Source organism: Paraburkholderia sp. CHISQ3 (assembly GCF_030464945.1).
Classification (GTDB): Bacteria; Pseudomonadota; Gammaproteobacteria; order Burkholderiales; family Burkholderiaceae; genus Paraburkholderia; species Paraburkholderia megapolitana.
Genome location: NZ_JALPRG010000016.1, coordinates 65,073 through 77,455 on the forward strand (window position 1 = coordinate 65,073; position 12,383 = coordinate 77,455).

Annotated in this window: 15 protein-coding genes; all 15 read left to right on the top strand. The window is 63.7% G+C overall.

Annotation, left to right across the window (positions count from 1 at the left end; genetic code table 11):
* Positions 1-55: 55 nt before the first annotated feature.
* The 15 genes from mlaD to hisA all read left to right on the top strand — a co-directional run bounded on the left by mlaD (position 56) and on the right by hisA (position 12,206).
* On the top strand, positions 56-598 hold the full coding sequence (gene mlaD / locus M0D65_RS30220) for an outer membrane lipid asymmetry maintenance protein MlaD (RefSeq protein WP_177228342.1): 543 nt from the start codon (positions 56-58) through the stop codon (positions 596-598).
* An 11-nt stretch (positions 599-609) separates the two neighbouring features.
* A complete protein-coding gene (locus M0D65_RS30225; protein WP_266255781.1) occupies positions 610-1,536 on the top strand; it encodes a VacJ family lipoprotein in 927 nt (308 codons plus the stop codon).
* A gap of 112 nt (positions 1,537-1,648) precedes the next feature.
* Positions 1,649-2,278 carry a phospholipid-binding protein MlaC gene (locus M0D65_RS30230; RefSeq protein WP_091019732.1) on the top strand — a complete coding sequence of 210 codons (630 nt, stop codon included), beginning with the start codon at positions 1,649-1,651 and terminating at the stop codon, positions 2,276-2,278.
* 20 nt (positions 2,279-2,298) lie between these two features.
* Positions 2,299-2,544, top strand: coding sequence for a lipid asymmetry maintenance protein MlaB (locus M0D65_RS30235; protein WP_091019923.1), 246 nt, complete (start codon positions 2,299-2,301; stop codon positions 2,542-2,544).
* 187 nt (positions 2,545-2,731) lie between these two features.
* Entirely contained in the window at positions 2,732-3,658 is a 927-nt protein-coding gene (locus tag M0D65_RS30240) for an ABC transporter ATP-binding protein (RefSeq protein WP_266255784.1), read from the top strand.
* Complete coding sequence (locus M0D65_RS30245) at positions 3,655-4,419, top strand: ABC transporter permease (protein WP_091019736.1); 765 nt, start codon at positions 3,655-3,657, stop codon at positions 4,417-4,419. Before M0D65_RS30240 ends, M0D65_RS30245 begins: the two co-directional genes overlap by 4 nt.
* A 13-nt stretch (positions 4,420-4,432) precedes the next feature.
* Positions 4,433-4,672, top strand: a complete 240-nt coding sequence (locus tag M0D65_RS30250) for a BolA family protein (protein ID WP_096722849.1) — start codon at positions 4,433-4,435, stop codon at positions 4,670-4,672.
* Positions 4,673-4,811: 139 nt separating this feature from the next.
* The gene (gene murA / locus M0D65_RS30255) at positions 4,812-6,074 is read left to right on the top strand and encodes a UDP-N-acetylglucosamine 1-carboxyvinyltransferase (RefSeq protein WP_266255785.1); all 1,263 of its coding nucleotides are present in this window, start codon (positions 4,812-4,814) and stop codon (positions 6,072-6,074) included.
* Positions 6,071-6,769, top strand: a complete 699-nt coding sequence (hisG, locus tag M0D65_RS30260) for an ATP phosphoribosyltransferase (RefSeq protein ID WP_266255786.1) — start codon at positions 6,071-6,073, stop codon at positions 6,767-6,769. The genes murA and hisG overlap by 4 nt, the downstream gene beginning before the upstream one ends.
* 31 nt (positions 6,770-6,800) lie before the next feature.
* Entirely contained in the window at positions 6,801-8,123 is a 1,323-nt protein-coding gene (gene hisD, locus M0D65_RS30265; RefSeq protein WP_266255788.1) for a histidinol dehydrogenase, read from the top strand.
* A gap of 112 nt (positions 8,124-8,235) precedes the next feature.
* Positions 8,236-9,306 (top strand): histidinol-phosphate transaminase, encoded by a 1,071-nt coding sequence (gene hisC / locus M0D65_RS30270; RefSeq protein WP_266255790.1) that lies wholly within the window; start codon positions 8,236-8,238, stop codon positions 9,304-9,306.
* 57 nt (positions 9,307-9,363) lie between these two features.
* The gene (hisB, locus tag M0D65_RS30275) at positions 9,364-9,951 is read left to right on the top strand and encodes an imidazoleglycerol-phosphate dehydratase HisB (protein WP_266255792.1); all 588 of its coding nucleotides are present in this window, start codon (positions 9,364-9,366) and stop codon (positions 9,949-9,951) included.
* Positions 9,952-10,005: 54 nt separating this feature from the next.
* Positions 10,006-10,626: a YchE family NAAT transporter gene (locus M0D65_RS30280; RefSeq protein WP_096722855.1), complete on the top strand. Its 621-nt coding sequence runs from the start codon at positions 10,006-10,008 to the stop codon at positions 10,624-10,626.
* The gene (gene hisH / locus M0D65_RS30285; protein WP_091019751.1) at positions 10,623-11,264 is read left to right on the top strand and encodes an imidazole glycerol phosphate synthase subunit HisH; all 642 of its coding nucleotides are present in this window, start codon (positions 10,623-10,625) and stop codon (positions 11,262-11,264) included. The genes M0D65_RS30280 and hisH overlap by 4 nt, the downstream gene beginning before the upstream one ends.
* Before the next feature lie 189 nt (positions 11,265-11,453).
* Complete coding sequence (gene hisA / locus M0D65_RS30290) at positions 11,454-12,206, top strand: 1-(5-phosphoribosyl)-5-[(5-phosphoribosylamino)methylideneamino]imidazole-4-carboxamide isomerase (RefSeq protein WP_096722859.1); 753 nt, start codon at positions 11,454-11,456, stop codon at positions 12,204-12,206.
* The last annotated feature ends 177 nt before the right edge of the window (positions 12,207-12,383 follow it).

Sequence of the window (12,383 nt, forward strand, 5' to 3'; positions counted from 1 at the left end):
CGCCGACTCTTGGCGCCACGCGGGTAGCCGGGCGCCGCGGTGGTTTCTCTTTGGGATGACGATGAAAAAGACTGCTCTCGACTTCTGGGTCGGCCTGTTCGTAGTGTTGGGCTTCATAGCGCTGCTGTTCCTCGCGCTGAAGGCCGGCAACATGAGTTCGCTATCGTTTCAGGCCACGTACCCGGTGAAGCTCAAGTTCGACAATATCGGCGGGCTGAAGCCGCGTGCGCCGGTGAAGAGCGCGGGCGTGACGGTCGGCCGGGTCGATTCGATCGGCTTCGACAGCAATACGTATCAGGCGCTCGTCACGATCGATCTCGACAAGCAGTACCAGTTTCCGAAGGATTCGTCCGCGAAGATCCTGACCTCGGGTCTGCTCGGCGAGCAGTACATCGGACTCGAGGCCGGTGGCGACACCGAGATGCTGAAAGCCGGCGATACCATCGCGATGACGCAGTCGGCGATCGTCCTCGAAAATCTGATTGGACAGTTTCTGTACAGCAAGGCCGCCGACTCTGGCGCCGCCAAAACTCCCGCGCCCGCACCGGGCGCTGCTGCACCGACGCTTCCCGCCTCTGGCGGTGCCGCCGGCCAATAAGGAGAACAAGAATGAAGACCCTGCGCGTCCGCAATGCGGCCCTCGTGCTGGCGGTGGCAATGCTCGCCGGCTGCTCGACCGTTCAGACGCCGATCAAGGAAGATCCGATTGAAGGCTTCAACCGCACGATCTTCAAGTTCAACGATACCGTCGACCAGTACGCGCTGAAGCCGGTGGCGAAGGGCTACGTGTTCATCACGCCGCAGCCGGTGCGCGACGGCGTCACCAACTTCTTCTCGAACATCGGCGACGTGTACACGGCGGCGAACAACCTGCTGCAGTTGAAGATTACCGACGGTGTCGAAGACATCATGCGGATCGTGATCAACACGGTGTTCGGTGTGGGCGGTCTGTTCGACGTCGCGACGCTCGCGAGGCTGCCGAAGCACAACAACGATCTCGGTCTGACGCTCGGCCACTACGGTGTGCCGGCGGGTCCCTACCTCGTGCTGCCGCTGTTCGGCCCGAGCACGGTGCGCGATGCGGTGGGCACGTTGGGCAACTACTACGTCAATCCGCTTTCGTATGTCGATCCGGAAGGTTTCCGCTGGGCGCTGTATGGCCTGAATATCATCAGCACGCGGGCTAACCTGCTCGGCGCTGGCGATGTGCTGGCAGGCGCCGCGCTCGACAAGTACTCGTTCGTGCGTAATGCGTATCTGCAGCGCCGCCAGTATCAGTTGTCAGACGGCAACTCGGCTGCGTTGCCCGACTACGGCGACGGTGCGCCGCCGCCGAAGTACGACGACAGCGCGGTAGACGGCGCTGCTGCGCCGGCCGCGGCTTCTGGCGCAGCGGCGGCAGTTGCGCCGGCGTCAGGCGCGGGAGTTGCTCCGCAGACCAACCAGAAGGGCAGTCAGGACAGCACGGTGCCGGCTGGCCAGATCGTTCCGCCGTCGCGTACCGGGTTCGGCTTCCCGTCGCTCAAGCTGCATTGACGGCACCGCGGTAACAGATGGATACGACTGTCGCAGATTCCGGGCGCAAGTCGATGAACTCGGGCAACATAGCCCGTTCAAAGATAGGCGCTCATTCTCTTGCAGGCTTTATATGAAAAAACTATTCCTCATTCCGTTGTTTGCTGCGTTTTTTTCGTTCACCAGTGCTGCGTTCGCGCAAGGCGTCGATACCAGTGCGCCTGACACGCTCGTCAAGACCGCCACGCAACAGGTCATCGACGCCGTGCGGGCCGACAAGTCGATCCAGCAGGGCGACATCAGTGCAGTGACGAAGCTCGTCAACGAAAAGATCCTTCCGTACACCGACTTCCATCGCACGACGCAACTGGCCATGGGCCGCAACTGGCGCACCGCGACGCCGGAGCAGCAGGCGCAGATCGTCGAGCAGTTCAAGATGCTGCTGATCCGTACGTACTCGGGCGCGTTGGCCCAGGTGCGCAACCAGGAAATCCAGTACCGTCCGTTCCGCTCCAGCCCGGACGACACCGACGTCGTCGTGCGCTCGGTGGTGATGAACAACGGCTCGCCGGTCGAGCTCGACTACCGTCTGTACAAGACGCCGCAAGGCTGGCGCGTGTATGACATCAACGTGCTCGGCGCGTGGCTGATCCAGGCGTATCAGCAGCAGTTCAACGAGCAGATCCAGCAGCACGGTGTCGACGGCCTGATCCAGTTCCTGACCCAGCGTAACCAGCAACTGGCTGCGGGCAAGCAGTCGTGAGCCGCTTCGAAACCGGCGCCATGCTGACCCACGCGAGCGCGAAAGCCGCGCTCGCGGCGGGGCTCGAGCGGATTGCCGGCGGCGCGACCGGCGTCGATTGCGCGCCGCTCACGCAGTTCGATTCGTCCGCGCTGGCTGTGCTGCTCGCGTGGCAGCGTGCCGCGCAGGCACGCGGTGCCGCACTCGATATCGTCAATCTTCCAGCGGGGCTCGCCAGTCTCGCTCAGGCCTACGGCGTCGACACGCTGCTGTCGTCGCGACATTGACGCTCTGCGCGTCACCTCCAGCCTTCAATAGCCCAGGGCAGAGTCGGGTAAGCGACTTTGCCCTATAATCAGGGGCTTTTTTGGGGCTTGCCACGCGGATTATCGCGATGCAGAGCCGGCCCCAATTTCCGTTTTTCCCCGCATATTGCGCACCTAAAGGCGCCGCCGCCGAAAGCGGCGCACAGTCATGCCAGCGATAGACATTCGTAACGTCAAGAAGCGCTACAAGGATCTGCAGGCGCTCAAGGGCGTCAGCCTCGCCATCGAAGAAGGCGAGTTCTTCGGGCTGCTCGGCCCGAACGGCGCGGGCAAGACGACGCTCATCAGCATACTTGCCGGTCTCGCGCGGGCCGATGAAGGCTCGATCGCGGTGCGCGGCCACGACGTGGTCGGCGATTTCCGCGAAGCGCGTCGCGCGCTCGGCGTCGTGCCCCAGGAACTCGTGTTCGATCCGTTCTTCACCGTGCGCGAGACGCTGCGCATCCAGTCCGGCTACTTCGGCCTGCGCAACAACGATGCGTGGATCGACGAAGTGATGGCGAATCTCGATCTCACCGACAAGGCCGACGCCAACATGCGTGCGCTGTCCGGCGGGATGAAGCGCCGCGTGCTGGTCGCTCAGGCGCTGGTGCACAGGCCGCCCGTGATCGTGCTCGACGAGCCGACCGCCGGCGTCGACGTCGAATTGCGCCAGACCTTGTGGAAGTTCATCGCGCGCCTGAATCGCGAAGGTCACACGATCGTGTTGACTACCCACTACCTCGAAGAAGCGGAATCGTTGTGCGACCGCATCGCGATGCTCCGGCGCGGCGAAGTGGTGGCGCTCGATCGTACGGCAGCGCTGCTGCAGCGCTTCGCGGGCATCCAGTTGTTCGTACGTTTCGCGCAGGGCGCGCTGCCGGCCGAACTGCGGCCGCTCGAAGTCGATCCGACGCAGATGCAGCCGCACCAGCATCTGCTGCGTCTGACCAGCTACAACGACGTCGAGCGGATTCTTTCGCAATGTCGCGCGGCCGGTTGTACATTCGAAGAAATCGAGGTCCGCAAAGCCGATCTCGAAGACGTATTCGTTCAGGTGATGAACGGTCCGGAAGTGATCGAGGGGCTTGCATGAGCGGCTATAGCGGATTCCACACGCTGTTCTACAAGGAAGTCCTGCGCTTCTGGAAGGTGTCGTTCCAGACGGTGCTCGCGCCGGTCATCACCGCGCTGCTGTATCTGACGATCTTCGGTCACGCGCTGCGCGATCACGTGCAGGTCTACCCCGGCGTGCAATACACGAGCTTTCTGGTGCCGGGCCTCGTGATGATGAGCGTGCTGCAGAACGCGTTCGCGAACAGCTCGTCGTCGCTGATCCAGTCGAAGATCACCGGCAACCTCGTGTTCGTGCTGTTGCCACCGCTCGCGGCGTGGGAAATGTATGGCGCCTACGTGCTTGCTTCGGTGGTGCGCGGTCTCGCGGTCGGCTGCGGTGTGTTCATCGTGACGATCTGGTTCATTCCGCTCAACTTCGCTGCGCCGCTCTATATCGTCGGATTCGCCGTGCTCGGTTCGGCGATTCTCGGCACGCTCGGGCTGATCGCCGGGATATGGGCGGAGAAATTCGATCAGCTCGCCGCGTTCCAGAATTTCCTGATCATGCCGCTCACGTTCCTGTCGGGCGTGTTCTACTCGACGCATACGTTGCCGCCGGTCTGGCGCGAAGTGTCGCGGCTGAATCCCTTTTTCTACATGATCGACGGCTTTCGCTTTGGCTTCTTCGGGATCGCGGATATCGATCCGCTCGCGAGCCTCGCGATTGTCGGCGGTTTCTTCGTGGTGCTGGCCGTGATCGCGATGCGCATGCTCGCATCCGGCTACAAGCTGCGCCACTGACGAGGAGCTTTCCATGTTGCCGACTCCCGAACAGGTCAAGAATTACATCGCGGCCGGGTTGCCCTGCCAGCATCTCGAAGTCGAAGGCGACGGTCAGCATTTCTTTGCGACCATCGTTTCGCTGGACTTCGAAGGCAAGCGGCTGATCCAGCGCCATCAACTCGTGTACGCGGCGCTCGGCGACCGCATGCGCGAAGAAATACACGCGCTCAGCATGAAAACGCTGACGCCCGCCGAATGGCAAAACGGATAATCTGGACACTTCAGTGCGAATGACACAGGACACCGGCGACGCAGCGAGCGGCGCCGTAGCAGAGCTTCAACAGGCCGCGTCGAACGGCTCGCGGACGGAACCGGCAACGGCTCAGGAAACGCATCAGGAAACGACTGGTATGGACAAACTCGTTATCGTTGGGGGACAGCGGCTTGCGGGTGAGATCACGGTGTCGGGCGCGAAGAACGCCGCGCTGCCCATTCTGTGCGCGGGTCTGCTGAGCGCGGAGCCCGTACACCTCACCAATGTGCCCGATCTGCAGGACGTGCGCACGATCCTGAAGCTGCTCGACCAGATGGGCGTGCGTACCGAAAGCAGCGCGGGGCGTGTGTCACTCGATGCCTCGAAGGTGACCAACCCGGTCGCGCCTTACGAGCTCGTGAAGACGATGCGCGCATCGATCCTCGTGCTCGGCCCGCTCGTGGCCCGTTTCGGCGAGGCGAAGGTGTCGCTGCCCGGCGGCTGCGCGATCGGCGCGCGACCGGTCGACCAGCACATCAAGGGGCTGCAGGCGATGGGCGCCGAGATCACCATCGAGCACGGCTTCATCGAAGCACGCGCGAAGCGTCTGAAGGGCGCGCGCATCGTCACCGACATGATCACCGTGACCGGCACGGAAAACCTGCTGATGGCAGCGGTGCTCGCCGACGGCGAAACGGTGATCGAGAACGCCGCGCGCGAGCCGGAAGTCGGTGACCTCGCCAACCTGCTGGTCGCGATGGGTGCGAAGATCGACGGCATCGGTACCGACCGGCTGGTGATCCAGGGCGTCGACAGCCTGCATGGCGCGCAACACACGGTGATCCCCGACCGTATCGAAGCTGGCACCTTCCTGTGCGCCGTGGCGGCGGCGGGCGGCGACGTTACGTTGCGCAAGGTTCGTCCGCAGATACTCGAAGCCGTTACCGACAAGCTGCGTGAAGCCGGTGTGACGATCGAAGAAGGCGACGACTGGATGCGCGTGCGGATGAACCAGCGTGCCCAGGCCGTGAACATCCGTACGTCCGAATACCCGGCGTTCCCGACCGACATGCAGGCGCAGTTCATGGCGCTCAACACGGTCGCGAACGGCACCGCGCAGGTTGTCGAAACGATCTTCGAAAACCGCTTCATGCACGTGCAGGAACTCAATCGCCTCGGCGCGAACATTACGACCGACGGCAAGACCGCGCTCGTTACCGGTGTCGAGCGGCTGTCGGGCGCGAAGGTGATGGCAACCGATCTGCGCGCCTCCGCGAGTCTCGTGATCGCCGGGTTGTGCGCGAGCGGCGAAACGCTGATCGACCGTATCTATCACCTCGACCGCGGCTACGACCGGATGGAGTCGAAGCTCACGGCGGTCGGCGCGCAGGTGCGCCGCATTCAGGGGAAGGCAGCATGAGCACGCTGCCGCAAACGTCGTCGTCGCCGGCTGCGAGCGCGCCGCTGACGCTCGCGTTGTCGAAGGGCCGCATCTTCGAGGAAACGCTACCGCTGCTGGCCGCGGCCGGCGTCGAAGTCGCCGAAGATCCGGAGACCTCGCGCAAGCTGATCCTGCCCACCACCGATCCAAACCTGCGCGTGATCATCGTGCGTGCCACCGATGTGCCGACCTACGTCGAATACGGTGCCGCCGATTTCGGCGTGGCCGGCAAGGATGTGCTGCTCGAACACGGCGGCAGCGGCCTGTACCAGCCGGTCGATCTCGACATCGCGCGTTGCCGCATGTCGGTCGCGGTCAAGGCGGGCTTCGATTACGCGAGCGCGGTGCGCCAGGGTGCGCGTCTGCGCGTTGCCACCAAATACGTCGAAACCGCCCGCGAACATTTCGCGGCCAAAGGCGTGCACGTCGATCTGATCAAGCTGTATGGATCGATGGAACTCGCGCCGCTCGTCGGCCTGGCCGACGCAATTGTCGACCTGGTCAGCTCGGGTGGTACGCTGCGAGCGAACGATCTCGTCGAAGTCGAAGAGATCATGCAGATCTCGTCGCGCCTCGTGGTGAACCAGGCGGCGCTGAAGTTGAAGCGCGCTGCGCTGCGGCCGTTCCTCGATGCGTTCGAACGCGCGTCGCGGCTCGACGGCGCGAAGGCCTGACGGCGCGCGCCTTACCGAAACGGATACTCGTATGTCTATCAAGATTCGCAAACTCGATTCCAGCGCTGTCGGTTTTCAGAAAGCGCTGCACGCGGTGCTCGCGTTCGAGGCGAGCGAGGACGAAGCGATCGAGCGCTCGGTCGCGGAGATACTCGCCGACGTGAAGACGCGCGGCGACGCAGCCGTGCTCGACTACACGAATCGCTTCGATCGTCTGAACGCGGCTAGCGTTTCGGCACTCGAGTTGCCGATGGCTGAGCTGGAAGCGGCGCTCGAAGGGCTGGAGCCGAAGCGTCGTGCGGCGCTCGAAGCCGCGGCGGCGCGCGTACGCGGGTTTCACGAGAAGCAGAAGATCGAGTGCGGCAGCCATAGCTGGCATTACACCGAGGCTGACGGCACGGTGCTCGGCCAGAAGGTGACGCCGCTCGACCGCGCGGGCATCTACGTGCCGGGTGGTAAAGCTGCATATCCGTCGTCGGTGCTGATGAACGCGATTCCGGCGCGTGTGGCCGGTGTGCGCGAAATCGTGATGGTCGTGCCGACGCCCGATGGCGTGAAGAATCCGCTCGTGCTTGCCGCGGCGCTGCTGGGCGGCGTCGACCGCGTGTTTACGATTGGCGGCGCGCAGGCCGTGGCGGCGCTCGCGTACGGCACGAAAACCGTGCCGGCAGTCGACAAGATCTGCGGTCCGGGTAATGCCTATGTCGCGTCGGCGAAGCGTCGCGTGTTCGGCACGGTCGGCATCGACATGATTGCCGGTCCGTCGGAAATTCTCGTGCTGTGCGACGGCACGACCGATCCGCGCTGGGTCGCGATGGACCTGTTTTCGCAGGCCGAGCACGACGAACTCGCACAGTCGATCCTGCTGTGTCCGGACGCCGCGTTTATCGCGCGCGTCGAGGATGCGATCACCGAGTTGCTGCCCACGCTGCCGCGTCGCGATGTGATTCAGGCGTCGCTCGAAGGGCGTGGCGCGCTGATCAAGGTGCGCGACATGGCGGAAGCCTGTGCGATCGCCAACGACATCGCCCCGGAGCATCTCGAGATTTCCGCGCTGGAGCCGCAGCAGTGGGGCCAGTTGATCCGCCACGCGGGTGCGATTTTCCTCGGTCGTTACACGAGCGAAAGCCTTGGCGACTACTGTGCGGGACCGAACCACGTGCTGCCTACGTCTCGCACCGCACGGTTCTCGTCGCCGCTCGGTGTCTATGATTTCTTCAAGCGCTCGAGCGTGATCGAAGTCAGCGCCGAGGGTGCGCAGACGCTCGGCGAAATTGCCGCCGAGCTGGCATATGGAGAAGGGTTGCAGGCGCATGCACGCAGCGCCGAGTACCGGATGAAGCAGACCGGTTGAAAGAGCAGGGCCAGCAGTAAGACCGTACTAAAACGAGAATATCGACCAACCACAGGGCGACCGCGAGTCGCTCTTGTTGTGCCGGCGCGTGATGCGACCGGTTTACCCCGTTATGACGACACCACAAGACATCATCCGCCGCGATGTACTCGCGATGACGAGCTACCCGGTTCCGGACGCGACCGGCTTCGTAAAGCTGGACGCGATGGAGAACCCGTTCTCGCTGCCTCCCGTGCTGGCCGCGCATCTTGGCGAGCATCTGGCCGGTGTCGCGCTGAACCGCTACCCGGCGCCGCGGCCGGAAGCGCTGATCGAGAAGATCAAACGGGTGATGCAGGTGCCGGCCGCCTGTGACGTGCTGCTCGGCAACGGCTCCGACGAGATCATCAGCATCATTTCGCTGGCTTGCGCGAACCCGGGCGCGAAGGTGCTCGCGCCGGTGCCGGGATTCGTCATGTATCAGATGTCGGCGAAGTTCGCGCATCTGGAATTTATCGGCGTGCCGCTGAAGGCCGATTTCACGCTCGATGCCGACGCGATGCTCGCCGCGATCGCCGAGCACGCGCCGGCCGTGATCTACCTCGCGTATCCGAACAATCCGACCGGCACGCTGTACGACGAAGCCGACATGGAACGCATCATCGCCGCGGCCGATCGCAGTCTCGTCGTGATCGACGAGGCATATCAGCCGTTCGCGCAGCAAAGCTGGCTGCCGCGCGCCGACCAGTTCGACAACGTCGTCGTGATGCGCACGGTGTCGAAACTCGGGCTTGCCGGCATCCGTCTCGGCTATCTGGCCGGCCGGACGGCATGGCTCACCGAGTTCGACAAGGTACGGCCGCCGTACAACGTGAACGTCCTGACCCAGGCCGCCGCCGATTTCCTGCTCGACCACGTCGACGTGCTCGACGCGCAGGCGGCGCAGCTTCGCGAGGAGCGCACGCGACTGGCCGCAGCGGTGGCGCAGCTGCCGGGTGCCGAAGTCTTCCCGAGCGCGGGCAATTTCCTGCTGGTACGTGTGCCGGATGCATCAATGGCGTTCGAAACGCTGCTTACTGCGCGGATTCTTGTCAAAAACGTGAGTAAAATGCATCCATTGCTCGCAAATTGCGTGCGTCTGACGGTCGGCTCGCCGGAACAGAACGATCAGATGCTCGCCGCGCTGAAACTCGTGCTGCATTGATGCCGGGTTACGTTGTTTCGTTTCACCTTACTTTTTAGTTCGATTCGAGGATTCACCATGCGCCTTGCGGAAGTCGTTCGCAACACCAGCGAAACGCAGATCCGTGTAAAGATCGACCTGGACGGCACCGGCCAGCAGAAGCTGGCGACCGGCGTGGCGTTCCTCGACCACATGCTCGACCAGATTGCACGGCATGGGCTGATCGATCTCGAAGTCGAGGCGCATGGCGACCTGCATATCGACGACCATCACACGGTCGAAGACGTCGGCATCACGCTGGGGCAGGCCGTCGCGAAGGCGATCGGCGATCGCAAGGGGATTCGCCGCTACGGTCACGCATACGTGCCGCTCGACGAAGCGCTGTCGCGCGTCGTGATCGATTTCTCGGGCCGCCCGGGCCTCGAATTCCATGTGCCGTTCACGCGCGCGCGCATCGGTACGTTCGACGTCGATCTCTCCATCGAATTTTTCCGCGGCTTCGTCAATCATGCGGGCGTGACGCTCCATATCGACAACCTGCGCGGTCTGAACGCCCATCACCAGATGGAAACGGTGTTCAAGGCGTTCGGCCGGGCCCTCCGGATGGCAGCCGAACTGGACGAGCGCGCGGCGGGGCAGATTCCGTCGACCAAGGGCAGCCTCTAGGCCCCCGAACCCTGACGAAGCGGACCGGCGGCGCAGCAGCGCGGCCGGCGTGCGATGGATACCCTCAAGTCGTTTATTTCGCTGCTCGCGCTGATCAATCCGGTCGGCGCGATACCGTTCTTTCTGAGCCTTACGTCGCAGCAGTCGGAGGGCGAGCGCAAGCACACCATTCGCATCGCGGCGATCTCGGTGTTCTGCGTGATCGCCGTGACGACGCTGCTCGGCCAGCAGATCATCAGCTTCTTCGGTATTTCGGTCGGCTCGCTCGAAGTGGGCGGCGGCATCATCATGCTGCTGATGGCGATCAACATGCTGAATGCGCAGATCGGCAATTCGCGCTCCACACCGGAAGAGCGCGACGAGGCCGAGCAGAAGAACAGCGTTGCGGTCGTGCCGCTCGCGATTCCGCTGCTTACAGGTCCCGGTGCGATCAGCACGGTCATCGTGTATGCGGCCGGCTCGGCGCACTGGTACGACCGGATCAGTCTGATCGCGATCGGCGCGGTGCTCGCGGCGATCTGCTTTCTGTCGCTGCGGCTCGCCGAACCGATCGCCCGCTGGGTGGGCCAGACCGGGATCAATATCGGCACGCGGCTCATGGGTTTGATGTTGTCGGCGCTGGCGGTGGAGTTCATCGTCGACGGATTGAAGGCGTTGCTGCCTAACTTGAGATGAAAACTTCGATTGCGATTGTGGATTACGGCATGGGCAACCTGCGCTCGGTCGCGCAGGCGCTGAGGAAAGCCGCCCCCGAGGCCGACGTGGCGATCGTCGACCGGCCCGAAGCGATTCGCGCCGCCGACCGGGTCGTGCTGCCGGGACAGGGCGCGATGCCCGACTGCATGCGGTGTCTGGGCGAGTCCGGGCTGCAGGAAGCAGTGCTCGAAGCCGCGCGCAGCAAGCCGCTGCTCGGTGTGTGCGTCGGCGAGCAGATGCTGTTCGACTGGAGCGCCGAGGGCGACACGCGCGGGCTTGGTCTCTTGCCCGGCAAGGTGGTGCGCTTCGATCTGGCGAACCAGGTGCAGGACGACGGCTCCCGCTTCAAAGTGCCGCAGATGGGCTGGAACCGCGTCCGCCAGGCGCAGCCGCATGCGTTGTGGGACGGCGTCGCGGACGGCAGCTTTTTTTATTTCGTGCACAGCTACTACGTCGTGCCCGACAATGCCGCGCATACGTCGGGCGAAACCGTGTACGGCGCGCCCTTTACCTCGGCGGTCGCGCGGGATAACATTTTTGCCACCCAGTTTCACCCGGAAAAGAGCGCCGACGCGGGGTTGCGCGTGTACCGCAACTTCGTGCACTGGAACCCATGAGCGCCTTTCGTCCGCTGCGCCGCGGCCTGTCCGGCACCGATCGTGCCGCTCCGGTGCCGGTGCGTTCAAGCCGCCCCAGCAAGGGCGCCGAAAGAGTTGTACTAAACTAGCGGAACGGCGCGCCTGCAGGTTTTGCGTTCATCGCGCCGGCCAACATCCAACCCTCTTCCCAGACACCACCCGATTGCTATGCTGCTGATCCCCGCCATCGACCTCAAAGACGGTCAGTGTGTACGCCTTAAACAGGGCGATATGGACCAGGCGACGATTTTCTCCGAGGAACCGGCGGCGATGGCCCGACACTGGGTCGAGCGCGGCGCACGGCGCCTGCATCTCGTCGACCTCAACGGCGCGTTCGCCGGCAAGCCTAAGAACGAGGACGCGATTCGCGCGATCATTCAGGAAGTCGGCAACGAGATTCCGGTGCAGCTGGGCGGCGGCATCCGCGACCTCGATACGATCGAGCGTTATCTGGACGACGGCCTGTCGTACATCATCATCGGCACGGCGGCGGTGAAGAACCCGGGCTTCCTGCAGGAAGCCTGCACGGCGTTCGGCGGCCATATCATCGTCGGTCTCGATGCGAAGGACGGCAAGGTCGCCACCGACGGCTGGAGCAAGCTCACCGGCCACGAAGTCGCCGATCTCGCGCGCAAGTTCGAGGACTACGGCTGCGAGTCGATCATTTACACGGACATCGGCCGCGACGGCATGCTTCAGGGCATCAACATCGACGCGACGGTGCGCCTTGCGCGTGCGGTAAAAATTCCGGTCATTGCGAGCGGCGGCCTGTCGAATCTGACCGATATCGAATCGCTCTGCGAAGTCGAGGACGAAGGGATCGAAGGCGTGATCTGCGGCCGAGCGATCTATTCGGGCGATCTTGACTTCGCTGCCGCACAGACGCTCGCCGACCGCCTGCGCGAGTCCGACGACGCGTAAGGACGACACTGAGGAATGACGCCTGGGCGTTAACCGCGCGAGTCCGCTGCTGCACACGGCATCGGCCGTCGCGCACGCAGCCTGCGGTGGCGCGTCGGCTTTTCGACCTATCGACGCAGTAGCGCCACACGGGTTCGCCCGCACCGCCCGAAGCAGGCGGCCTTACCTGCGATTTAC